This window comes from Streptomyces alanosinicus (assembly GCF_014650595.1).
In the GTDB taxonomy this organism is placed as follows: Bacteria; Actinomycetota; Actinomycetes; order Streptomycetales; family Streptomycetaceae; genus Streptomyces; species Streptomyces alanosinicus.
Window position 1 is genome coordinate 1 of record NZ_BMVG01000008.1, and the last position, 22,712, is coordinate 22,712.

20 protein-coding genes and 1 pseudogene are annotated in these 22,712 nt (G+C 71.1%); 15 read left to right on the forward strand and 6 right to left on the reverse strand.

The features are described from left to right. The first annotated feature begins 449 nt into the window (after nucleotides 1-449). The 4 genes from IE277_RS18825 (at nucleotide 450) to IE277_RS18840 (ending at nucleotide 6,024) form a co-directional block, all read left to right on the forward strand. Nucleotides 450-1,373 (forward strand): urea transporter, encoded by a 924-nt coding sequence (locus tag IE277_RS18825; RefSeq protein ID WP_229881757.1) that lies wholly within the window; start codon nucleotides 450-452, stop codon nucleotides 1,371-1,373. Between the two features lie 209 nt (nucleotides 1,374-1,582). Further along, nucleotides 1,583-3,016, forward strand: coding sequence for a cytochrome P450 (locus tag IE277_RS47205; protein WP_229881759.1), 1,434 nt, complete (start codon nucleotides 1,583-1,585; stop codon nucleotides 3,014-3,016). A gap of 11 nt (nucleotides 3,017-3,027) precedes the next feature. Further along, entirely contained in the window at nucleotides 3,028-3,867 is an 840-nt protein-coding gene (locus IE277_RS18835; RefSeq protein WP_229881760.1) for an alcohol dehydrogenase catalytic domain-containing protein, read from the forward strand. A 153-nt stretch (nucleotides 3,868-4,020) separates the two neighbouring features. Then, nucleotides 4,021-6,024, forward strand: a complete 2,004-nt coding sequence (locus IE277_RS18840) for a glycosyltransferase family 2 protein (protein ID WP_189953923.1) — start codon at nucleotides 4,021-4,023, stop codon at nucleotides 6,022-6,024. On the opposite strand, the pseudogene IE277_RS18845 reads toward IE277_RS18840, so the two are convergent. The 4 genes and pseudogenes from IE277_RS18845 to IE277_RS18860 form a co-directional block, all read right to left on the reverse strand. Next, a pseudogene (locus IE277_RS18845) lies at nucleotides 6,019-7,008 on the reverse strand (bile acid:sodium symporter family protein); the annotation flags it as partial. The gene IE277_RS18840 and the pseudogene IE277_RS18845 overlap by 6 nt on opposite strands. Before the next feature lie 216 nt (nucleotides 7,009-7,224). Then, entirely contained in the window at nucleotides 7,225-7,986 is a 762-nt protein-coding gene (locus tag IE277_RS18850) for a phytanoyl-CoA dioxygenase family protein (protein WP_189953925.1), read from the reverse strand. 9 nt (nucleotides 7,987-7,995) lie between these two features. After that, entirely contained in the window at nucleotides 7,996-8,145 is a 150-nt protein-coding gene (locus IE277_RS18855; protein WP_189953927.1) for a hypothetical protein, read from the reverse strand. 50 nt (nucleotides 8,146-8,195) lie between these two features. Next, nucleotides 8,196-8,621 carry a BlaI/MecI/CopY family transcriptional regulator gene (locus IE277_RS18860; RefSeq protein WP_189953929.1) on the reverse strand — a complete coding sequence of 142 codons (426 nt, stop codon included), beginning with the start codon at nucleotides 8,619-8,621 and terminating at the stop codon, nucleotides 8,196-8,198. 141 nt (nucleotides 8,622-8,762) lie between these two features. Between IE277_RS18860 and IE277_RS18865 the strand changes: the two genes are divergently transcribed. Both IE277_RS18865 and IE277_RS18870 read left to right on the forward strand, forming a co-directional pair. Next, the gene (locus tag IE277_RS18865) at nucleotides 8,763-10,151 is read left to right on the forward strand and encodes an MGDG synthase family glycosyltransferase (RefSeq protein WP_189953931.1); all 1,389 of its coding nucleotides are present in this window, start codon (nucleotides 8,763-8,765) and stop codon (nucleotides 10,149-10,151) included. Then, complete coding sequence (locus IE277_RS18870) at nucleotides 10,148-10,939, forward strand: polysaccharide deacetylase family protein (protein ID WP_189953933.1); 792 nt, start codon at nucleotides 10,148-10,150, stop codon at nucleotides 10,937-10,939. The genes IE277_RS18865 and IE277_RS18870 overlap by 4 nt, the downstream gene beginning before the upstream one ends. A gap of 7 nt (nucleotides 10,940-10,946) precedes the next feature. Here IE277_RS18870 and IE277_RS18875 read toward each other — a convergent pair whose 3' ends face one another. Further along, a complete protein-coding gene (locus tag IE277_RS18875) occupies nucleotides 10,947-11,702 on the reverse strand; it encodes an FAD binding domain-containing protein (protein ID WP_189953935.1) in 756 nt (251 codons plus the stop codon). A gap of 159 nt (nucleotides 11,703-11,861) precedes the next feature. Continuing rightward, nucleotides 11,862-12,533: a TetR/AcrR family transcriptional regulator gene (locus tag IE277_RS18880; RefSeq protein WP_189953937.1), complete on the reverse strand. Its 672-nt coding sequence runs from the start codon at nucleotides 12,531-12,533 to the stop codon at nucleotides 11,862-11,864. A gap of 149 nt (nucleotides 12,534-12,682) precedes the next feature. Between IE277_RS18880 and IE277_RS18885 the strand changes: the two genes are divergently transcribed. The 9 genes from IE277_RS18885 (at nucleotide 12,683) to IE277_RS18925 (ending at nucleotide 22,649) form a co-directional block, all read left to right on the forward strand. Beyond that, nucleotides 12,683-13,816, forward strand: a complete 1,134-nt coding sequence (locus IE277_RS18885; protein WP_189953939.1) for an FAD-dependent oxidoreductase — start codon at nucleotides 12,683-12,685, stop codon at nucleotides 13,814-13,816. Nucleotides 13,817-14,051: 235 nt separating this feature from the next. Then, entirely contained in the window at nucleotides 14,052-14,657 is a 606-nt protein-coding gene (locus IE277_RS18890) for a TetR/AcrR family transcriptional regulator (protein ID WP_189954434.1), read from the forward strand. A 44-nt stretch (nucleotides 14,658-14,701) separates the two neighbouring features. Further along, nucleotides 14,702-15,679 carry an Lrp/AsnC family transcriptional regulator gene (locus IE277_RS18895; RefSeq protein WP_189953940.1) on the forward strand — a complete coding sequence of 326 codons (978 nt, stop codon included), beginning with the start codon at nucleotides 14,702-14,704 and terminating at the stop codon, nucleotides 15,677-15,679. Between the two features lie 170 nt (nucleotides 15,680-15,849). Beyond that, complete coding sequence (locus IE277_RS18900; protein WP_189953942.1) at nucleotides 15,850-16,851, forward strand: zinc-binding alcohol dehydrogenase family protein; 1,002 nt, start codon at nucleotides 15,850-15,852, stop codon at nucleotides 16,849-16,851. Between the two features lie 9 nt (nucleotides 16,852-16,860). Beyond that, a complete protein-coding gene (locus IE277_RS18905) occupies nucleotides 16,861-17,340 on the forward strand; it encodes an HIT family protein (protein WP_189953944.1) in 480 nt (159 codons plus the stop codon). Between the two features lie 205 nt (nucleotides 17,341-17,545). Next, nucleotides 17,546-18,712, forward strand: a complete 1,167-nt coding sequence (locus IE277_RS18910) for a hypothetical protein (RefSeq protein ID WP_189953946.1) — start codon at nucleotides 17,546-17,548, stop codon at nucleotides 18,710-18,712. A 198-nt stretch (nucleotides 18,713-18,910) separates the two neighbouring features. Beyond that, nucleotides 18,911-20,203, forward strand: coding sequence for an alpha/beta hydrolase family protein (locus IE277_RS18915; RefSeq protein WP_229881762.1), 1,293 nt, complete (start codon nucleotides 18,911-18,913; stop codon nucleotides 20,201-20,203). Nucleotides 20,204-20,498: 295 nt separating this feature from the next. Beyond that, a complete protein-coding gene (locus tag IE277_RS18920) occupies nucleotides 20,499-20,729 on the forward strand; it encodes a hypothetical protein (protein ID WP_189953947.1) in 231 nt (76 codons plus the stop codon). A 15-nt stretch (nucleotides 20,730-20,744) separates the two neighbouring features. Further along, complete coding sequence (locus tag IE277_RS18925; RefSeq protein WP_189953948.1) at nucleotides 20,745-22,649, forward strand: ArnT family glycosyltransferase; 1,905 nt, start codon at nucleotides 20,745-20,747, stop codon at nucleotides 22,647-22,649. Nucleotides 22,650-22,712 lie beyond the last annotated feature (63 nt).

Genomic DNA, 22,712 nt, shown 5'->3' on the forward strand with positions numbered 1-22,712 from the left:
GTCGGGTCCGTCGTGGTGTTCCCGGCAACGACAGCCATGGTTAGCGGCGGTTGGGGTGGTGCGCAATGATGTGACGTACTACCCCACATAGGATGATTGCCTGGCTTGCCCGCTTTTGACGCTTTCAGTCCCTGTTCAGGGCGTTCCGTTCCTACGATCCCGGATCGGATGTGATCTGGCTCCTATGGGTGGCGTCACGCATCCAGGGCCCCGGGGGGCGTGACCGGAGGGCCGGAGGCGCCTGCTCGGCGGAGACCGGGACGATTCCCCAATGTCGCATTGTGGAAATATGATGCCGCAAAGCGGAAAAGACGGCTGGGGGGCTGGCTATGTGGGGCCACATGGGGATGAAGGTGCACCACTGGAGCGAGGCACAGCACAGGGGGCGGGGCTCAACACCATCACTTCACCCCCGGCGGCGGCATCCGCACCATGGCCGGGAGTTCGGGGTGCACGCGCTGCGCGGTCTCGCCCAGGTCGTATTTCTGGACAACGCCTGGTCAGGCGCGGTGTTCTGCCTGGCACTGCTGACCGCCGACTGGCGGTCCGGCGTCTACGGCCTGGGCGGCGCGGCCCTCGGAACAGGCGCCGCACGCCTGCTGGGCGTCGCCCGCGACCGGGTGGGGGCGGGGCTGGAGGGCTTCAACTCCTGTCTGACCGCGCTCTCCTTCGCCGCGTTCCTCGACGGGGGAAGGCCGGCCACGGCACTGCTCGCCGCGATGGCGTGCCTCGTGGTCACCGTCGTCACGGCGGCCGCGGTCCGCGTGCTGCGTGTCTGGGATCTGCCGACGCTGACCCTTCCCTTCTGTCTCCTGGCCAGTTCTGTCACCATCGCCGCGCCCGCCTTCCAGCGGATCTGGCCCCATGGCGCGAGCCTCGCCGCATTGCCCCCGGCCACGTCCGGACCCACCGTCCTGCGACCGAACGACCTGGGTGGAGCGTTCTTGCGCAACATCTCCCAGATCTTCTTCATGGATCAGTGGTACGTGGGGGCTCTGCTGCTCGCGGGCCTCTTCCTGGCCAGCCGGGCGGCGGGCTGGGTGGCCTGCTGCGGCAGCGCCACCGGCATCCTCACGGCCTGGGCGCTCGGGGCGCCGACCGCGCGGATCGCCGACGGCACGATGGGATACAACGCGGTGCTCGTCGCGCTGGCTCTGTGCGGGGTGTTCCTCACCGCCACTCGGGCGACGCTGCTGTACGCGCTGCTCGGCGCCGCGACCGCGACCGCCCTCACACCGGCCGTCGCCGCGCTGCTCGCGCCATCCGGCGGTCACCCGTTCACCTGGCCGTTCGTGCTGACAGCACTCGGCTTCCTGACCGCCGCCCGCTCCTTCCCCCGCATCACCGAGGCGTTCGAGGCCCGAGCCGTTTAAGTCAATCACTTGACTTAAACGGGGTCCGGTCGGCTACTGCCATCGGCATCAGCCCCTGGACACAAAGGAGCGCACGCTGCTCACCCGCTACGCCGACGTACGACTCGCGCGCGCTCAGCGACCCACGTCTCTCACGCCGCGAGGGCCTGACCAGGCCCGACGCCGCCCGTATCGCCGACAGCGAGTCGGGCGGCGTCTTCGACAGCCCGATGGCACAGACGCTCAACGCCGGGGGTCATGAGCGCTGGCGGCGGATGGTCGGCAAGTGGTTCACGGCCAGGCGCATGCAGGCGCTGGTGCCGAAGATCGAGGCGACGACCGAGCGGCTCATCGACGGCATGCGGGCACACAGGCACCCGGCGGACCTGATGACGCATCTGGCGTTCCCGCTCCCCGTCTTCGTGATCTGCGACATGCTCGGCGTCCCGGAGAACGACCGGGACGACTTCAAGCACTGGTCGGACGTCTTCCTCAATCTGTCGCAGCACACCCGCGCCGAGATGGACGCGGCCCACCGGGACTTCGCGGCGTACATGGCCGGCCTGATCGCCGAGAAGCGCACCGAACCCCAGGACGACCTGCTCAGTCAGCTGATCGCCGCGACGGATGCCGAGGGCCGGCCGATGTCCGACGGTGCCCTGGCGGCCACCGGCCAGGCCCTCCCGCTCGCCGGCCATGAGACCACCGCCGGCTTCATCACCACGAGGGCGGCCGTGCTGCTCGCCGACCGGGCGCGCTGGGAGCGGCTGCTGGAGGACCGCTCACTGATCCGCTCGGCCGTGGAGGAGGTGCTCCGCTTCGAGCCCTACACGGGGTTCGGCATGCTCCGTTACGTCCACGAGGACACCGAGATCCGCAGCGGCGCCGTACTGCCCGGCGGCACCACCGTGGTGTGCAGCATGGCCGCCGCCAACCGCGACACCGAAGCCTTCGACGGCGCCGAGCAGCTGGATCTCGGCCGTACCCCCAACACCCACCTCGCCTTCGGGGCCGGAGCGCACTCCTGTCTCGGCCAGCCGCTCGCGCGCACCGAGTTGCAGACCGTGCTGGGCGTGCTGCTGCGCCGGCTGCCCACTCTCGCCCTCGCCGTCGAGCCGGCGGAGCTGCCCCGCGTCGAAGGCCTGCTCACCACCGACCTCCTCCGGCCGGCGGCGGCCCGCGACAAGGCCGCCGGCCGCTCCCGGGGACACCAGGCCCATGAACGCGGCGCCCATGACGCCCTTCACACCGTCCATGGCGAAGTACATCGACACGGCCGCACCTGTGTTGAACAGGAAACAGGAACCAGAGCGTGCCCCGCTTCGACAGGAACGTCTTGGCCTTCGGCTTCCTCGCGATGCGCGAGCCCGTCAGAAGCGAGACGGCGATACCGGCACAGGTGGCGACGTCCTTCCGGGTGCCGTCGAGTACGGCACCGAGGCGGCGCTCGCGGCGAGGCCTCCCGTGAAGCACGACCGCAGCAGCAGATCAGCGACGAACGGCTTCACCCGGGCGAGCGGACGCATGGCACTTCCTTCGGTTCAGGAATGCGGGGGTCTGATCCGATCGGGGGCGCCGTTGCGCGCCCTGCCGATCTCCGGCATCCACGATCCCGGCGTCCGACGCCCGCCGTGAGGGCGTCCTCTCCCCGGTTCACGGTGTAGCGGCGAAGTCCGTGTATACCGCCGGAGCCGGACGGGTCGAAGCCGTGGACGTCGAGCGCCCCGTGCCCGGCCCGAAGGACATCCTGCTGAAGGTCCGCGCCTGCGGGATCTGCGGGACCGATGTCTCGTTCCTGCACATGGGCGGCATGCCCGCCCGCGCACACCTCGGTGGCCGGCCGGTCCCCGTACCGCTGGGACATGAACCGGCCGGAGAGATCGTCGAGGCCCGCTGCGAGGCCGAGGGCCTCGCGGTGGGCGACCGGGTGGTCGTGAACCCGCAGAACGCGCCCACCGGCATCAACGAGCCCATGGCGGCCGCCCGGCACTGCGTCAACCGTTCCGGGGCCGGGCCCGGCGACAAGGTCGTCGTCTTCGGTGCCGGGCCGATCGGCCTGGACGCCGCCATCTGGCAGAAGCTGCGCGGCGTGGCGCACGTGGCGGTCGCCGACGTCATCCCCTCGCGCCTGGAGAAGGCCCCGGCCGTCGGCGCGGACGCCGTCACCGACTCCGCGCGGGAGGACGTCACCGCGCGCCTGACCGAGCTGCACGGCCAGGGCGCCAACGCGCTCGGACAGCCCCGACCGGACACCGACATCCACATCGACGCGGCCGGTGTCGCGGCCGTCTTCAACACCGTGGTCGCCGCCGCCAAGTGGCATGCCAAGCTGGTCATGGTGGCCGTGCAGAAGACCGGCACCGAACTCGACCTCGGTGGCATGCTGCGCAGCGATCAGCCATCGGGTGCCGTTCACCGAGGCCGACCGCGCCTTCGAGCCGGCGTCGACACCGGGTGCCGCCGAGAAGGTCGTCGTCACCTTCGACGCGTAACCACGGAAGGCCGCTCGCGCTGACGTTCACGGCGATGTTTACACACCACATCCATACCCAGTTCATGATATGTTCACGGGAAACATTGCAGCCTGCCCCGCCCAAAAAGCCGCCATGGGAGATATCGGAATACTCCGTGGAATGGGGTTGTGCCCGGTATTTTGGAGCGCGTATTCATGCCCGGCGCCAGCGTTTCCGTCATTATCGCCGCCTATAACGCGATGCCGTATCTGACGCGTTGTATCACCTCGGTCGCCGAGCAGACCATCGGTCGCGAGCGGCTGGAGGTCATCGTCGTCGATGACGGGTCGACGGACGGCACAGCCGCCGAACTGCGGCGTCTGACCGGCCTCTACCCCGGGCTGCTGCGCGTCCTGCACCAGGAGAACTCCGGTGGCCCGTCCGGGCCGCGCAACTCCGGTCTCGAACACGCCACGGGCACCTTCGTGTTCTTCCTGGACGCCGACGACCACCTCGGACCCGAGGCGCTGGAGCGGATGGTGCGGATGGCCGAGGAGAACGGCACCGACATCGTCCTCGGCAAGATGGTCGGCGTCGGCGGACGCGGTGCGCCCACATCGATGTTCAAGCGCAGTCAGCCCCGCACCGACGTCTTCTCCTCCCGCGTCTACTGGACGCTCAACCCGATGAAATTGTTCCGCAGGGAACTGCTGGAGCGGCACGGGCTGCGGTTCCCCACGGATCTGGCCATCGGCGAGGACCAGTTGTTCGTCGGCGCGGCCTATCTGCACGCGTCGGGTATTTCCGTGGTCGCCGACTACGACTGTCTGTTCTGGGTGCTGCGCGAGGACGAGGGCAACATCACCCGCCGGCTGAAGGGCTCCGAACGCCGACTGCGGTTCCTGCCTCGCGTGATCGGCATGATCCTGGAGAACGTACCGCCCGGTCCCGGCCGCGACCACCTGGCGCACCGGCACCTGACCGTCGAGGTCCAGCAGCTGCTCGCCGACCAGCTCGTCTTCGAGCCCCGCGAGACCCAGCAGAAGATGCTGGACCAACTGGCCGAGATCATCGAGCCGTTGTGGCACGAGGGCATGAACGGCCGGCTCTCGGCCATGGCCCGGCTGCGCCTGCACCTCGTACGCCACCGCATGCTCGACGAACTCCTGGAACTCCTCGCCTTCGAGAAGCGGCTCGGCCGCACCAAGGTGGCCACCCCCGTCCTCGTCGACGGCGGCCGGGCCCTCGCCCGCTACCCCTTCCTGCGCGACCCGGACCGGGCCGTCCCCGACATCTGCTACGACGTCATCGCCCAGCTCGGCGTCCGCCACCACGTCACGCGCGCCGAGCTGCGCGGCACCACGCTGCACCTGGCCGGCCACGGCTACGTCCACCGCGTGGAGACGCACGACGTCAGCACCGCACTCGTGCTGCGCGAGCGCGGCAGCGGCACCGAGTACCGCCTGCCCGTCACGCACACCGCCACCCCGAAACTGGGCTCCCAGGAGGACGAGGGCCGTTACCACTACGAGACGGCCGGCTTCGAGGCGGCCGTCGACTTCACCACCGCAGCCGACGGCGGACCGCTCGCCGACGGACTGTGGGACATCTCCCTCGCCGTCGGCGCCCAGGGCCTGTCGAAGGAGGTCCGGATCGGCAGCAAGCGGGCCGCCGGTGTCTGTGCCGCACCCGCCACACATGTGGCCGCCACCGCCGAAGGCCTGCGCGCGGTCACCCTGTACACCACCAAGCCGCACGGCAACGTCACACTCGAACTCGGCGAGAAGAAGCACCGGGTACGGCCGCAGTTGCGCCTCGACGACATCCGCTGGGCCGAAGGAGCACCGGCGCAGCTGCAGTTCGGCGGACGCTGCGACCTGGCCGAATACCCTGCGGACGCCCTCTTCCTGACTCTATGTCAGGGCGGCGCCGAAGCCGTCGAGTTCCCGGTCCGGTCCGTCCCCGGCAGCCGGGACTTCCGTGTCACCGTCCCCGTCGACAGGCTTCCGGCAGGCACCTGGACCGGCGAACTCCGGCTCGGCACATGGGCCGTACCCCTGCCCGCGCTCCCGGCGGACCTCCCTCCCGCCAAGTGGCGACGCCGGGCACTGCCCTGGTACGCCCGGCCCGTCCCCGGCTCCGCCGGCCGCTTCGCCCTGCTTGTCGCGAAGACCGACCTCGTCAGGGCACTCACCCGACGCGCCACGGTGCGTCCGTGAGCTGACGACCCGGTTGGCAGCGGTCTTCTGCAGCAGGCCGTAGGCGAGGACCGGCAGCAGCAGGTGGGGTTTGTCCGGGAGCGTCGCGGTGATCAGCACGGCGCTCGCACTGCTGTTGTTCATCCCGCAGGCGAGGGTGAGCGACGAGGCGGCGGGCGCGTCCAGCCGCAGCAGCCGGGCCGCACACCGACCGCACCCGAAGGACAGGAGACACACCAGCGCCGCCACGACCGACGCGGCCGCCAACAGCAGCGGACGCGGTCGGGCGACGAAGGAGCCGAGAGCGCCACTGGCGTTGACGTACGTCAGGACGAGCGAGCCGGCCAGCGCCAGGGGTACGACGATCCCCAGCACCCCGCTCAGCCGGGACCGGGGCACGGCCAGCCGGATCAGGACGCCCGCCGCACAGGGCACCACCACGCCGACGAGGGCGAAGCCGCCGCCCGAGGTGCGGATACTCACGGCGAGCGAGTCGGCGTACCCGTCGCTGAGCAACGGGGACAGCAGCCGGATCACCACGGGAGTGGTGAGCGGGCTGAGGAGCGTCGAGGCGAGCACCAGGCCCACCATGGTGGGCTGATCGCCGTCTCCCTTGCCGGTCCACACCGTGGCGCCGGCCGCGACGGGCATCGCGACGATCAGGATCATCGCGGTGACCAGGCCACTGCCACCGTCGGCGTCGGGCGAGGTCCGCAGCAGGAACGCGATGAGCGGGATGACGAGCAGCGGGATCGCCAGATGCAGCGCGAGCCCCGCGAGCAGGGCACCGGGGCCGCGGACCACACGGCCCACCTCGCGGACGGGGACCTGGAGCCCGGCCGAGAACAGCACCAGCCACAGCAGACACGGCGCGGTGGACAGCGGCACATGGAGCAGCGGTCCGAGCGGCAGAGTGTGGGTGTGCCGCAGCCACAGTCCTGGCCCCGGCAGGAGCAGGGCGGCGGCATAGGACAGGACGACGGCACGACCCAGCCGACGCCGCAGCCAGGCGGTGGCCCGATCAGCGGACGCGAGGGCAGGGGCGGAGGCGGGGGCGGTGGTCCGGGTGTGCAAGGCGGTCTTCTTCCGTCGCGAGGTCAGGGGCGGGGCGGAAGGCCGCTATGCGGAGAGTATGTGCGTGCGGGTGCATGGAGCCATGCTGCTCATGTGTCATGCGTCAGGCGAGTGATCCACACCGGCAGTCAGGATGTGTTCAGGTGGTCAACCGGCCGCGGGGCGCGCAGTCGGCGGTGTCGGGGACGTGGACCTGATGGGCGGGTAGTCGAGCCACGGGTCCTGGAGGAACTCCTCACGACGGGAGGCGTGATCCTGGGCGCTGATGCGGAAGTACAGCGCGCGTCGCGTCCGCTGGGACGCGTAGTTGCCGCCGATGTTGTGGCCGAGGAGGTAGTGCGCGAGCAGGAGGTCGCCGGCCCGTCCCTTGATCTGCTCGGGCTCGGGCAGGTCGATCGGCGGGTAGGCGCAGAACATCTGCGGGCCGTGCTCGCGGAAGTACGCGGCGTGGGTGAGATGTGTGCCTGTCCAGACCCAGAGGTTGCCGGAGTTCTCGGTGAGTTGATCGGACATCAGGACACCGGCCAGGAGCGTGAACGTGCCACGGACCGGCGCGTCGCTCGGCTCGGCGTCGGAGGTGTCGATGTGCGGACGGCCGGGGCGGTGTGAGTACGGCGGGATGTTCAGGGCGATCTGGACCTGCCAAGGGATCTCCAGTGTCCCGGTCCCGGCCAGGTTCTCGGCGAGAGCGAAGGCAGGGCTGCCGGTCAAAGGTGCCGTCAGCGCCGGCTCGTCGCTGGTCCGCAGGAAGTAGAAGTGGTTGCCGTGTGTGTCGGCGGCGGGTGGATCGGCGGCGATGACCTCGTCGATCCGTCGGGCCGCCCGGTCCACCAGATCGTCCTGGACCACCTGCGGAACGACGACGAAGCCTCGCTCCGCGAACTCGTTGATCTGACGGTCGCTCAGCATTCGAACAACCTAGAGGGACGGCGACCGCGGCCGCGAACGAATTTCTGCGCCACGAGCGGGCAGCGCGAACACCGGCGGGACATCGTCGTCGATCACGGCCGGCAGCAGGGCGCTGCCGGCCGCGACGACCAGCGAGACCGGGTCCTCGGCGCGCAGCACGGTGACGGACAGCGGAGACGAAAGGGACGTAGACGCCGATCAGCGCCCGCTCACCGCTTCCGGCGGGAGCTCTCGCCCTGGCCGGGTCCTCCGGGCTCGGCCAGCAGTTGGTGGAGCATGTGCTCGTCGTCGGCGGAGAGTTCCGAGACGAAGCGGGCCAGCACTGCCTCGCGGTCCGACCCGCCGTCCAGCAGGGACCGCATGCGCCGGGCGGTGTGGGACGCCTCGTCGCGGGCCGGCTCATAGGCGTATCCACGGCCTTCGCGGTGCCGGACGAGCATGCCCTTCTCGTGCAGCCTGGACAGGATGGTCAGGACGGTCGTGTAGGCGAGGTCACCGGGCAGGTCGTCCCGGACCTGACGGGCTGTCCGCGGCCCCTCGGCGGCCCAGAGCGCGGCCAGGACATCGCTCTCCAGTTCGCCGCGCGCCCGTCTGCCGGACACCCGTCGGGCCTGCTCATCCTCTCGTTCCCTCACTGTCCACCTTTCTTCGCCGGGCGTTCGTACAGACTACTCACCCATCTCCTACTAGTTGTAGGAGGTAGGCTCCGGGCTTCGAACCGCGAACTACTACATCTCGTAGAGTTCCGCTGCTCCCTCATGTGCGGAGGAAAGCCCATGTCCCACGCCGTCACCACGGCGCACAGTTCCGCGCTTTCAGGCACCGTTCCCCAGCCGCGCGCCGCGGCGTCCGGCGCGGACCGGGTCGCCGTCGTCTCCGCGAGCGTCGGCGCAGGTCACGACGGCGCCGCCGCCGAACTGGCCCGGCGTCTCACCGCGGACGGCTTCGCAGTGGACCGGTTCGACCTGCTGGACCTGCTGCCCGCCCGGCTCGGCCGGGCCGTCCAGGAGAGCTATCACCGGATGCTCGTCCGGGCGCCGTGGGCCTACCAGCGGATCTACTCCAGCACCGAGCGCGCCGGGGGCGGCGGCCCGGCGTCGCGCGCGCTGCTGCGCTCCGCCGAGGACCGGGTGCTGCGCGCGCTGCCTCCAGGCACCGGAGCGGTCGTCTCCACCTACCCGGGAGCCAGCCGCGTCCTGGGCAACCTACGCCTCAAGGGGCGCTTGGGCGTTCCCGTCCTCACCTATCTGACCGACTTCTCGGTGCATCCGCTGTGGGTGGCGGCCGGCGTCGATGTGCACCTGGCGGCACACGCCGTGCCCGCAGCCCAGGCGCGGGCCGCCGGGGCCAAGGACGTACGGGTGTGCGGGCCGGTGACCGACCCGCGGTTCCGCCCGTGCGACGGGCGGCAACGCGCGCAGGCACGTGCCGCGTTCGGCCTGCCGGCGCGCGCGCCGCTCGCCCTCCTGGTCGCGGGCTCCTGGGGTGTCGGCCCCGTCCGCAAGGTCGCTCTGGAGCTGCGCGACTGCGGCGCCGCCGTCCCGGTCGTCGTGTGCGGCAGGAACGAGACCCTGGCCGGACAGCTGCGCGCGGACGGCATCGAGCACACGTACGGCTGGGTCGACGACATGCCCTCTCTGATGCACGCCGCGGATGTGCTCGTGCAGAACGCCGGCGGGCTCACCTCGCTGGAGGCGTTCGCCGCGGGCCTGCCCGTGGCCAGCTACCGCTGTATCCCGGGTCATGGGCTGACCAACGCGGCCGCCCTGGACGAAGCCGGCGTCGCCGCGTGGATCCGCGATCCGGCCGGCCTCAAGCCGGTGCTGTGCGACCTCATCGACGGCGCGCCCGGACAGCGACAGCGCGCGGCCGGCCTCGCCCTGTTCGCGCAGTCCCCGGACGGCGGTCCGGCGGCCGAGATAGCGCGAGTCCACCGATCGGACCTCCCCGACGGGCCTCCTCATCCTGCCAAACGGCGCCGCCCCGTGCTGCGCCGGTTCGTCACCACCACGGCGGTCGCGTCCGCCGTGTGGGCCGGCGTCGTCGGCACGGGACTGGCGACGACGCACGACGGCGCCGACCTCATGCACGCCATCGGCCACGGCCTCGACCTGGACGGACTCATGCCACACCAGGCATCGCAGCCGGGAGACCACCACTCATGAACACCGCTCGCACACTCGGCGCCACCGCGGTCGGCCTGTCCGCTCTCGCCGTCGCCCACGCCGCGCCCGTCGTCTCCACGTTCGGTCCGCTGCGCAACCGCGTCATGCCCCGTCTGTCGGGCCGCGGCCGCCCCGACCACATCGCGCTCACCTTCGACGACGGCCCGGATCCCCGGTCCACCCCGCACTTCCTGCGACTGCTCGCCGAACGCCAGGTGCAGGCCACCTTCTTCCTGCTGGGCGGCGAGGCGCACCGCTCCCCCGGTCTGGTGCGCGAGATCGCCGCCGCCGGCCACGAGATAGGCGTCCACGGCTGGCGGCACCGCCCCCTGCTGCTGCGCGGCCCCCGGGCCACATACGACGACCTGTGCCGTGTCCGTGACACCGTCGCCGGCCTCACCGGGCGCCCGCCCGCCCTCTTCCGGCCGCCGTACGGTGTCATGTCGACCGCCGCCCATGTGGCGGCCCGCCGCCTCGGCCTCACCCCCGTGCTGTGGACCTGCTGGGGCGAGGACTGGACCGCCCGTGCCACCCCGGAGTCCGTGCACCGCACGGTCACCGCCGACCTGGACGGCGGCGGCACGATCCTTCTGCACGACTCCGACTGCACCTCCGCCCCCGAAGCATGGCGCTCGGCGCTCGGCGCACTCCCCCGCATCCTCGACACCTGCGAGGAACGGGGCTACAGGGTCGGCCGGTTGCTCGACCACGGATGGCCTGTGCGGAATGCGATGTACCGGCCGAGCGGTGACTACCTCGACGACCTCGGCGTCACCCGGCCGGCATGAGCCCGGGTCAGTCCGACCCGGTACCGGTACCGGTCAACAGGTCGGCGACCTGTGAACGGACGACGTCCCATGCGCCGGCCGGCAGCTCGCCGACAGCCGTGGAACGCAGCGCGTCGAGGACCTCGTCGACGTCAGGGCCGGTGCCGGTGCCGGTGTCAGTGCCGGTGGCGCACGCGGTGTCGGCGCTGAGCACCTCGTAGCCGTCGCGTACGGCCACCCGCAGGCGGCCGCCGCCGTCCTCCGCATGCACCGCGGAGGCGACGACGAGGGGCGGCCGTCCGCCCGCCTCGCCGGGGAGTTTGCGGTAGGCGCAGGCGATCGGTTCACGCCATCGCAGACTGAGCAGGACAGGACGCTTGGCCACCAGCTCGGCCAGGTCTGTCTCATGCACTCCGTCGGACTCCAGCACCGTGGCGCGGGCGTCCAGAGCGAGGGCCGCGGGGAGCAGACAGCGCAGCGTGCTGCCGACGAGGTTGCCGCCGACGGTCGCCGTGCGGCGCACGGCCCCGGTGCCCACCTGGGCGGCGGCCGAGCGCAGCACGTCCGGCACGCCGTCGCGTATGCGGTGCAGGACCACCGCACCGCCCACGGTCTGCGGCCCCAGCACATTGGCCTCCGGCAACTCACGCAGGGACATGGCCAGTTCGGGAAAGCCGTCCCGCTGCCATGTGGCCCACATGAGTGTGGCCCCGCCGATGGGCACCGCTCCTTCCGCCAGGCACTCCTGCGCTTCGGACACCGACGTGGGCAGACGCAACAGCACAGCGACCGACCTGCCTTCCTGGGATGTCGGGCGAAGACGGTAGGTAGAGTTCTGGCCACCTCCCGCCGCGAAGGCAGTTTTCTCGCCAGGGCGGGGGCGCGTACAGGGGCTCACACGAGCACGCCGAGGGGTCGCGCGCCGGTACGGCGCATCGGCCGGCTACTGCCGAGCGGTGATTCCGCTCAGGATGAGGTCGATGCCGGCGAGGAACTCCGCCCGGTCGTCGTGCTCGGGCAGTTGGCCGGCGACGCTCCGGGTGAACGGGTACTGGTCAGGGTCGAGTTCCGCCCATTGGGCCGCGACGGCGTCGAGGAATTCGGTCCGGTCCGTGCCCGGTCGGACCGTCCGGCCGTTGGCGGCGTTCTGGCCCGCCACTCCGAGGATGTAGCTCAGCAACGCCGACGCCGCGGTGAACTGGGCGGCTTCCGGCACGCGGAGCGCCTGCACCTGGCGTCCGACACGCTCGAAGACCCGCAGCATCGGCGACTGCCCCGGCGCGTGGGCCAGGTGCGTGCCGACCCAGGGGTGGGCGTCGATCGCGTCGAACACGCCGCGAGCGAGGGCGCGGATCGCCTCCTGCGGCGTCGCGTCGGCGTCGTCGCCGGCGATGGCGGTGGTGACGACGGCCTCGGTGGCGGCACCGAGGAGCTCGGCCTTGCCCGTGACATGCCAGTAGATCGCCCCTGGGCCGGTCGCAAGGCGCTCGGCGAGTGCGCGGAACGTGAGACCGCTCTCGCCCACCGTGTCGAGGAGTTCCACGGCGGCGCTGACGATGCGCTCGCGGGAGAGCGGTTCCTGCCGTCGGTCCGGGCGACGCGTCCTGGTTGCCATGGCGGCATTCTAGACGCCCTGGAACGATGTTCCACCTTGACATTCTATGGAACGCCGTTCCACTCTGTATGCGCTGGAACGACGTTCCAGACGCGTTTCGCCGGGTGTCCGCCCAGCGACCCGCTCTCCCTGCCCAGGAAGGAAGCACCATGACCACTCCGGTCACGATCATCGGCGCGGGACTCGGCGGACTGACGCTCGCCCGCGTCCTCCACGTCCACGGCATCCCGGCGACGGTCTACGAAGCGGAGACGTCCCCCACGGCCCGCCCCCAGGGCGGTCTGCTCGACATCCACGACCACAACGGACAACTCGCCCTCAAGGCGGCCGGCCTGTTCGAGGAGTTCCTCGGCATCATCCACCAGGGCGCCGAGGCGACACGGGTACTCGACAAGGACGGGAAGGTCCTGCTGGACGAGCCCGACGACGGTACCGGCGGACGGCCCGAGGTGCGCCGCGGCGATCTCCGGGACATCCTGCTCGACTCGCTGCCCGCCGGCACGGTCCGGTGGGGGCGCAAGGTCACCGCGGTCCGGCCCCTCGGCGGCGGCCGGCACGAGGCGACGTTCGCGGACGGGGCGAGCGTCGCGACGGATCTGCTGGTCGGCGCGGACGGAGCATGGTCGAGGATCCGTCCGCTGCTGTCCGACGCCGAGCCCGAGTACGTCGGTACGGCCTTGATCGAGACCTTCCTGTTCGACAGCGACACCCGGCACCCGGCCAGCGCGCGGGCCGCCGGCAACGGTTCGCTCTTCGCGCTCGCCCCCGGCAAGGGGATCTGCGCCCACCGCGAGCCGGACGGCGTCCTGCACGCCTATGTGACGCTCCGGAAGCCGCAGGAGTGGACGGACGCCATCGACTTCACCGACGCCGGCGCGGCCACGGCCCGCATCGCCGCGGAGTTCCACGACTGGGCCCCGGAACTCACCGCGCTGATCACCGGCAGCGGGACCGCCCCCGTCCCGCGCACCCTCAAGGCCCTGCCGATCGAACACCGTTGGGACCGGGTGCCCGGCGTGACGCTGCTCGGCGACGCCGCCCATCTGATGGCCCCGTCCGGCGAGGGAGCCAATCTCGCCATGTACGACGGCGCCGAACTCGGCAACGCCCTCGCCGCGCACCCGGACGACACCGAGGCCGCGCTCATCGCGTACGAGGAGGCGCTGTTCCCGCGCAGCACCGCCGCTGCCGCCGAGGCCTCCCACATCCACCGGCTGTGCCTCGACGACAACGCCCCGCACAGCCTCGTCGGCTTCTTCACCCTCGATGAGCAGACGGGGTGACTCACCGCGCGATCTCGACCGCGGCGACGTACTGATGGAGGACGGCGTGATTCAAGGGCACGGAACCGGATGAGCAGACACGCCAGGATCGCGGTAGTCGGCGACCATAACCCGGTAGCCGAACCAGACGTCATGACACCCTCGCCCAACGCGCAGAACCTCCCGACCCGAAGACCCTGAGCCGGAAGGCACCCGGCCGTCGGCCCGACGTCGCCCCGGGGGCCGTACCGCCCGCATTCGCGCGCAGGTCCTCGACGCGGTCCTCGTAGAACTCGGTGAACACGTCTATGACGGGCTCACCGTGGACGCCGTCGCCGTCCGTGCCGACGTGCACCGCACCACGGTGTACCGGCGCTGGGGCGATGTCGGCGGACTGCTCGCCGACGTTCTCGACGCGGCGGGCGACGACGACTGGCAGCCACCGGACACGGGCTCACCCGAAGGCGATCTGACGGCACTGAACCAGGAGATCCAGTCGGCCCTGACCGCGGAGCCGACGATCGTGGCAGCGCTGATCGCCGCCTCGTTCCGCTCCGAGCAGGCCGCCCACGCCCGACAGCGGCTCTGGGAGGACCGGTACGCCCGCTGCGAGCTCATCGTCAGCCGGGCTGTCCGGCGCGGCGAGCTTGCACCGCGCATCGACGCCAGGCGACTCCTCATCACCGCCACCGCGCCGCTGTACCACCACCTTGTGCTCCTGCGCACCCCGCCCGACCCGCGACTGCCGGGCGACGCGGCCAGAACCGCCGCACTCGCCGCGGCCGCCGGCGCCTTAGCGACCACGGCGCCCCGGTGTCCGACACACGCTTCGGGCCCTCTCTGCGGCGGGGATTGTCCCTGACCCCGCGTCAGGGTTGGAGCATTGAGATGTCGGAGCATTGAGAGATGGAGAAAGCCGGTCATCAGCTGAATGAAACGGACAGCCGGATCGCCGCCGCGATGCTGGCGTCCCCGCGTGCCTCGTGGCGCACGGTCGGCCGTGTCCTGGGCGTCTCGGAACGTACGGTGGTACGTCGCGCGGCACCGCTGTTCCACGGCGGGACGCTGCGTGCCACGGCCGTACGCAACCCGGTCTGGTTCCCCGAGCTGATTCCGCTGGCCCTGCGCATCCGGTGCCGGCCCAACCGGATCAGCGCCATCGCGGCCACCCTGGCCCGGCGCCCCGACACCCTCTGGGTGGACGTCCTCGGCGGCGGCGACGAAATCTGCACCATCCTGTTCCTGGACGGGCCGGACGCGCGGAACGCGCTGCTGCTGCGCGATCTTCCCGCCACCCCTGCGGTCCGGTCGTGGACCTCTCATGTCCTCCTGCGGGTCTTCCCCGCCGGCTTCGACTGGAGCGGTGGTCTGCTGTCAGAAACCGAACTGACCAGTCTGCGCCAGGACTTGCCCGCGGCGCCCGCCCCTTCCGGGCTTCTGCCCGTCGACCATCAGCTGATCGCGGGGCTGACGGAGGACGGACGAGCCTCCTACACCGACCTCGCCCGCCGCGCCGACACCACTCCTGTCACCGCGCGCCGTCGCCTGGAGGCACTGGTGGGCGGGCAGGTGCTCAGGCTCGCGACCGAGGTCGATCTCGCCAGGCTGGGCATCCGCACCGAGGCCCTCCTGTGGATCACTGTCGCACCCGGCCGCCTGGAGGAGACGGGACAGCGGCTCAGCCGCCACCCCCAGGTCCGCTTCGCCTCCGCCACGACCGGCCCGGCCAATCTCCTCGTGGCCGTCGCCGCAGCCGACCTCGACGCGCTCTACCACTTCCTGAGCGACACCGTCGGTGCCCTCACACACATCTCCACCGTCGAGGTCACCCCTCTCCTGACCGGGGTCAAGAGAACGGGACTTGTCCGCCCGGGCAGCCTCTGAGGCCGGCCTGTCCCAGATCGGCCCGAGCGGCGAAGCAGGCGCGTGGGGTCCCCGAGGCCGCAGCACCGACCACACGAGCCCCAGGGGTCCCCTCTCTCCACACCGTGCGCCTGCCGTGCTGCCGGGCCACACTGGAGGGGGAAGGCGTGGAGAGGACGGGGGCGCGGTCGATGCGCGCTTGGGTGGTGGCCCGGCCGGGACCCGTCGAGGAGGAGCCGCTGCGGCTCGTGGAGCGGCCCGTCCCGGTGCCGGAGGCCGGTGAGTTGCGGGTGCAGGTGCGGGCGTGCGGTGTGTGCCGTACGGATCTGCACGTGGCCGAGGGTGACCTGCCGGTGCGCCGGGCGGGAGTGACGCCCGGGCACGAGGTGGTCGGCACGGTCGACGCCGTCGGCGCGGGCGTGGGCGGGTGGGCGACGGGCGACCGGGTGGGCGTGGCATGGCTGCGCCGCACGGACGGCACCTGCGCGTACTGCCTGCGCGGGGACGAGAACCTGTGTCCCGGTTCCGAGTACACCGGCTGGGACGCGGACGGCGGTTACGCCGAGTACACCACCGTTCCGGCCGCTTTCGCCTACCGGCTGCCGGCGGACGTGGACGACATCGCGCTGGCGCCGTTGCTGTGCGCGGGGATCATCGGGTACCGGGCGCTGCTGCGCACATCACTGCCGCCGGGCGGGCGCCTCGGGCTGTACGGATTCGGCGGCAGCGCGCACCTGTGCGCGCAGGTCGCCCTGGCCCAGGGCGCCACCGTGCACGTCCTGACCCGCGACGAGGCCTCCCGACGCCTGGCACTGGACCTCGGTTGTGCCTCGGCCCGCGGAGTGTACGACCGTCCGCCGGAGCCGCTGGACGGGGCGATCCTGTTCGCGCCGGCCGGCGAGCTCGTACCGGTGGCGCTGCGCGCGCTGGACCGGGGCGGGGTCCTCGCCATCGCGGGTATCCACCTCAGCGACATCCCCGTCCTGCACTACGACAGCGAACTCTTCCACGAAAGAGAGTTGCGCAGCGTCACCTCCAACACCCGGGACAACGGCCGGGACTTCCTGCACCTCGCGGCCCGCTACGGCGTCCGCGCCACCACCCATCCCTACCCCCTCTCCGACGCTCCGCGGGCACTGCGAGACCTGAAGGCGGGACGCTTCGACGGGGCGGCCGTCCTGCTGAACGGGTAGGTTGGACCCATGATCGGCGACTGGCGGACGGATCGGATCGGGGCTGCTCTGCGCGGGGAGAACCCGACGGTGTTGCGGCGGCTCGAATCGGGATTCGCGGTGATCGGCGACGTTCAGTTCCTGCCGGGCTACTCGGTTCTCCTGGTGGACGAACCCGATGTTCAACGGCTGTCCGACCTACCGAAGAAGAAACGGCTGGCGTTTCTGTCCGAAATGGACCAGCTCGGAGAGGCAGTCGAGCGGGCCTGCCGAGGTCTGGACCCCGATTTTCGCCGGGTCAACCTGGAGATTCTCGGCAACACGGACCCGTTCCTGCACGCCCATGTCTGGCCGCGCTATGCCTGGGAATCCGCCGAGCTGGCCGGCAAGCCGGTGTGGCTGTATCCGCCGGACCGTTGGGGCGACGAGCGTTTCAGGCTCGGTCCGCGGCATGACGGACTGCGGGATGCGATCGGTCGCGAACTGGATCGGTTGCGTTCGGTGATCTGAGGACGGCGGGTCCGCCGAGAGTTCGTCGTGGCGCGATCTGGAGCGCATGAATGATGTCGCCGCTGGGCAAGATCGTTCTCACATATCCGAACTATCCGGGTCAGACCATGCCATGGTGGACCGCATGGCCGGCCCGCCGTCCCGTCGGGCCGGACAACCGCCGTGCCTCTCCCTCCCTCTACATCTGTGAACGAGAGGGGGCGCCATGAAGAAGGCGAACTGGCAGCGTGTGATGGCCGTCGGCGTGTGCGGTGGAGTGCTGACGTGCGGGGGCGCGGTGCAGCCGGCCGCGGCCGACGACACACCCCCGAGGATCACTCAGGCATTCGCGGACCCGCGTCCCGGAGAAGCCATCGGTATCGCTCTCCTCAACTACAAACGGGCCCCCGGCGTGCACCTGGTGGCCGAATCGCCGGTCTTCGCGGCCCCGATCCGGATGGACGATCCCGCGGCGGCCACCGCCGGGTACGGCGTCAAGGCGCCCATCCCGGCCTCGGCCCGGCCCGGATCGTATCCGCTCGTCGTCAAGGCCGGGGCGAAGGTCGTGGCCCGGGACACCATCCACGTCCAGCCGCAGAAGCGGCCGTCCGTCGAAGTGGACGAGGACGGCACGCAGCGGCCGGGCACCAAGGTCAACGTGTTCTTCGACGACCTGTACCCCGGAGAGACCGGCACGTCCTTCACGGCCCGCTCCACGGCGTTCGCCGCGCCGGTCCGCCTTGTGCACGACAAGAAGTCCTGGGACAACACCCGCATCTTCAATGCCTTTGACGTGCCGCTGCCCCACACGCTCCATGACGGGACCTACACGGTGTGGGTCACCGATGCACACGGGGCGCGGAAAGCCGAAACCCGGCTGGAAGTCCGTTCGGCCCGTCCCGGCGACGACGACTATCTCGGCAGGACCGACGGCCCCGCGCTCTTCAAGGGATCGGAGCACCTGTTCGACGCCCGGGCCAAGGGCGTCACGGTCGCCGCGGGCAGGACGGTGTACGTCAGATGGCAGGACGCGTACCCGGACCCCGGGGAGGAGGAGCGGATGACCGCGACGTCCCCGGCGTTCCAGGCCCCGGCCAAGCTGACGTTCGACCTCCCCAAGGGTCATGAGGGGGACGACCCGGTCTTCTGGGGCCCCGCGCGGATCAAGCCCGGTCTCAAGCCGGGTTCGTATCCCGTCACCGTCGTCAGCCACCGTGGGCGGGTGCGGAAGACCGGCTTTCTGACCGTCACCCAGGACCCCTCCCGCGACGACGGTCAGGGCGGAATACCGACCGCCGTCTGGGCGGGCGGCGCCGCCGGAGCCTTCGTTCTGGGCGCCGCCGCGGTGCTGCTGGTCCGCAGCCGCAACCGCAGGCGGGGATCCACGGCCTGACCCGGCGACCGGGTCCGCACCGTAGGCCGTGGATCGGCCTGTCGCAAATCCCCGCGGCGAATCCGTGACCGGGGAATCATCCGGTCCGGGCAGCGGTACGGTGTGCCCCTGACAGTCAACGGGCCCATGGCCTGTGATCCCAAGGGGAGTTCTATGCACCACCGCAGACCGCGCCACCACCGCAGACTCATATCCCGCGTGGTGGGTACCGCAGGTGTGCTGGCCGTCGCCCTCGGTGCCGGCGTGACGCCGGCGCTGGCCGCCGGGAAGACGTCCCACAAGCCGGCGGCCACCGGACCGTCGCCCGACCAGCCGGACGCGCCCTGGGCGCCGGAGCACGACAGCACTCCCCCGCAGCAGGCCGCCCACCCGGCGGCCCCGTTCAGCCGTGGCCGTAGCGACGGTCTCCAGCTCACGCTCCCCGCGCCGACCGGCCCCTACAAGGTCGGTACTTTCAGCCAGCATCTCGTCGACAAGTCGCGCACGGACCCCTACGTGCCCGGCAATCAGGCGCGCGAGCTGATGGTGACGTACTGGTACCCGGCGTCCGCCACGTCCGGGCACGCGTCGGTCCCGTGGATGCCGTCGGGCTCGGGGGCTCACTTCCTCGCCTCCCGCGGTCTGTCGCCGCAGCAGGTCACCCTGCCCCAGACCGCCGGCCACCTCCTCGCCCCGGTCGACACCGAGCTCGGCAAGCTGCCCGTCCTCCTGTACTCGACCGGGCTGCACTCGGACCGTGCGATGGGCACCGTGCTCGCCCAGGACCTCGCCAGCCGCGGCTACCTCGTCGTCACGGTCGACCACACCCACGACGCCAACGAGGTTCAGTTCCCGAGCGGGCGCGTCGAGGTCAACACCATGCCGGCCGGCTCGCACTCCTCGGACACCCTCAATGTGCGCGCCGCCGACATCCGCTTCGTCATCGACCAGCTCGGCACCATCTCCAAGGGCGGCAACCCGGACGTCGATCACGCCAAGCTCCCCAGCGGTCTGTCGAAGGCCGTGGACACGACCCGCATCGGCATGTTCGGCTGGTCGCTGGGCGGCGCCGCGGTCGACACCGCCATGCAGCTCGACCGTCGCATCGACGCCGGCGCCGACCTGGACGGCCAGTTCTTCGGCTCCGCGCCGGGCAAGGACCTGGACCGCCCGTTCATGCTCTTCAGCTCCGGCACGCACAACCGCAACAACGACTCGTCGTGGCGCAAGCTGTGGCCCCATCTGAAGGGCTACCGGGTCGACATCCAGCTGCACGGCGCGGCGCACCTGTCGTTCAGCGACAACGAGGTGATGGTGCCGCAGGAGGCGAATCTGCTCGGGCTCTCCCAGGCCCAGCTGCAGCAGCAGTTCGGCACGATCGACCCCGAGCGGGCGGTCAAGATCCAGCGCGAGTACCTCGCCGCCTACTTCGACCAGGTGCTGCGTCACAAGCACAGCACCCTGCTGGACGGCCCCGCCAAGAGCTACCCGGAGATCTCGTTCGTCCGCTGAACGGACTCCCCCAGGCGGGAGCCCCACGTGGGACACGCCTCGGGCCGTTGAGCGCGTTCGACCGGATCGCCGTATGAACAGCTGGCTCAGGTTCTCCTGAGCCAGCCGCCGCACCGTTTTCTAGCAGCAGGACAGAAGGAGGTAAGTGTGATGGTTGTGTGATCCCGTGCGGCTAAAGTGTGCACTTGCCGAACATTCGAGCGCTCGCCGCCGGTTGAGAGAGGATCCGCTGCCCTGCCCACCGCTTTCCGGACGCCGCGCCACATCGCCCCCTCAGCCCCACCGTCAGGCCGCGGTGACCATCACCCGCGGCACGTCCCCGCCGGCCATGGCCGTTGAGTACGACGCCGTGAGCGGGGACCTCGACCGCCGGGTACGCCCCGCGTTCCGGCCCAGCCGTTCCGCCGCCGAGAGCACGACCAGCGAGGGTCTGCCGGGCGGGGCGGCGCAGCACGGCACGCAGCTGCCGCGCCCTCGGCTTCCGGACGGCCCGCCGTCCGTGAACCACCGCTCCGCCTCCCACTGATCCAAGGACCTTCGCATGGCCACCCTCCCCACCGCCCAGAGCACCGGCTCGCACGGCCGCCGCCGGTCATCGCAGCGCCCAGACGAGCAGCCTGAGGCCCCGGCGCCCTGGGAACGGCCGGCGCTGGCCGCGGTGCTGGTCGTGGCCGCGGTGCTGTACGCCTGGGGCATGGGGAGCGCCGCGATCCACCCCTACTACAGTTCGGCGATACGGTCGATGTCGACGAGCTGGCAGGCCTTCTTCTTCGGCGGTCTCGACACCAGCGGTTCGATCACTCTCGACAAACTGCCCGGCGCCTTCTGGCCCGATGCCGTATCCGTCTGGCTCTTCGGCCCGCACACATGGGCGGCCGCGCTGCCGCAGGTCGTCGAGGGCGTGCTCACGATATGGCTGCTCCACCGGATCGTACGGGTGTGGGCCGGGCCGTTCGCCGCGCTGATCTCCGCGCTGGTGCTCGCGTTCACCCCGGTCACCGTGGTCCTCAACCGGGCCACCATCCCGGACACCGCCCTCACGCTGCTGCTGGTCGCGGCCGCCGGAGCGCTGCAGAAAGCGGTGCGGACCGGGCGGCTGCTCCCGCTGCTCACCTGTGGCGTCTGGGTCGGGCTCGCCTTCCAGACGAAGATGCTCCAGGCGTGGCTCGTCCTGCCGGTCTTCGCCCTCGTCTACCAAATCACCGCGAGCGAGGCGCCCTTGCGACGGGCTCTGCGCCTCCTGCTGAGCGGTGCGGTCGCCCTGGCCGTCTCCTGCTCGTGGGCGCTGCTCGCCTGGATGACGCCCGCCGCGGACCGCCCGTATGTCGACGGCACGTCCAACAACAATCCCTTCAGCCTGGTCTTCGGCTACAACGGCCTGAGCCGCTTCGGTGACGACGACACCGCGCTCGGTGCCGTCGCAGGGACCGCCGCCAGCCGGACCAGCGGAAACACCGGCTGGGGGATGCTGGTCAACCACACCGTCGGCCCGCAGATCGCCTGGTTCCTGCCGCTCGCCGTGCTCGTCACCGTGATGGCGCTGGTCTGGCGCGCCCGCGAACCGCGCACCGACGCGCTGCGGGCCGGCTTCCTCCTCTGGGGCGGCTGGCTGGCCGTGCACGCCGTGGTGTTCAGCGTCTCCAACGGCAACCACCCCTACTACACGGCCGTGCTCGCGCCGGCGATCGCCGCGCTCGCCGGAGGCGGACTCGCCCTCTTCCGGTCCGCGTACGAGGCAGGCGGTCAGCGGCGGCTGTGGCTCCCGTCGGCCCTGGTGCTGACGGTGGTGTGGGCGCTCGTACTCGACTGGCCGACCTGGTTCGCCTCCTGGCTGCTGCTGCTCGCCGTCCCCCTCGGTGTGGGCGGCGCGATCGGTCTGTGGGTCAGCCGGTCAGGCGCCTCCCGCACGATGGTCCAGGGCTCGCTGGCCGCCGGCATCGCGGCCACCCTGCTCGTCCCCGCGGGCTGGGCCGCCGCCGGCCTCGATCCGCTCTACGCGGGCGCCTCCACGTCACCGACGGCCGGTCCGGTCGGCACCGCGTACCACAAGGCCGTGCACGACCGCTCCGCGCTGCGCCGGGTCGGGCTCGACCAGCCCAGCACCCGCGACATCGCCCTGCTCGACTACCTGACGGCACACCACCACGGCGAGAAATACCTGCTCGCCACCCAGGCCGCCTATCCCGCGGAACGGCTGCTGCGCGCCCAGTCCCAGCCGATGCTCGTCATGGGCGGCTTCACCGGCAAGACCCCCTTCCCCAGCGCCGATCAGCTCAGCACCCTGATCACCACGCACCAGCTCCGCTATGTGCTGCTCACTCCCCTGCGGCCCACCACCCCCGCCACCACCTGGGTGAAGTCCCACTGCACGCGCCTCCGCTCCAAGGACTACGGCTGGCGCACCAGGGGCAGCTTCGGCCTCTACGACTGCGCCCGACAGCGCTGAGGACCGGCACCGGGCCGAGGACCGACACCGCTCATATAAGATCCACACACTTTCCTTACGAAG

Bases quoted from the DNA above. Each gene is read 5' to 3' on its own strand.
- IE277_RS18865 (WP_189953931.1), top strand. From the start codon at position 8,763: ATGTCCCACGCCGTCACCACGGCGCACAGTTCCGCGCTTTCAGGCACC.
- IE277_RS18880 (WP_189953937.1), bottom strand. From the start codon at position 12,533: ATGGCAACCAGGACGCGTCGCCCGGACCGACGGCAGGAACCGCTCTCC.
- IE277_RS18840 (WP_189953923.1), top strand. From the start codon at position 4,021: ATGCCCGGCGCCAGCGTTTCCGTCATTATCGCCGCCTATAACGCGATG.
- IE277_RS18925 (WP_189953948.1), top strand. From the start codon at position 20,745: ATGGCCACCCTCCCCACCGCCCAGAGCACCGGCTCGCACGGCCGCCGC.
- IE277_RS18905 (WP_189953944.1), top strand. From the start codon at position 16,861: ATGATCGGCGACTGGCGGACGGATCGGATCGGGGCTGCTCTGCGCGGG.
- IE277_RS18870 (WP_189953933.1), top strand. From the start codon at position 10,148: ATGAACACCGCTCGCACACTCGGCGCCACCGCGGTCGGCCTGTCCGCT.
- IE277_RS18900 (WP_189953942.1), top strand. From the start codon at position 15,850: ATGCGCGCTTGGGTGGTGGCCCGGCCGGGACCCGTCGAGGAGGAGCCG.
- IE277_RS47205 (WP_229881759.1), top strand. From the start codon at position 1,583: ATGGCACAGACGCTCAACGCCGGGGGTCATGAGCGCTGGCGGCGGATG.
- IE277_RS18885 (WP_189953939.1), top strand. From the start codon at position 12,683: ATGACCACTCCGGTCACGATCATCGGCGCGGGACTCGGCGGACTGACG.
- IE277_RS18895 (WP_189953940.1), top strand. From the start codon at position 14,702: ATGGAGAAAGCCGGTCATCAGCTGAATGAAACGGACAGCCGGATCGCC.
- IE277_RS18850 (WP_189953925.1), bottom strand. From the start codon at position 7,986: ATGCTGAGCGACCGTCAGATCAACGAGTTCGCGGAGCGAGGCTTCGTC.
- IE277_RS18910 (WP_189953946.1), top strand. From the start codon at position 17,546: ATGAAGAAGGCGAACTGGCAGCGTGTGATGGCCGTCGGCGTGTGCGGT.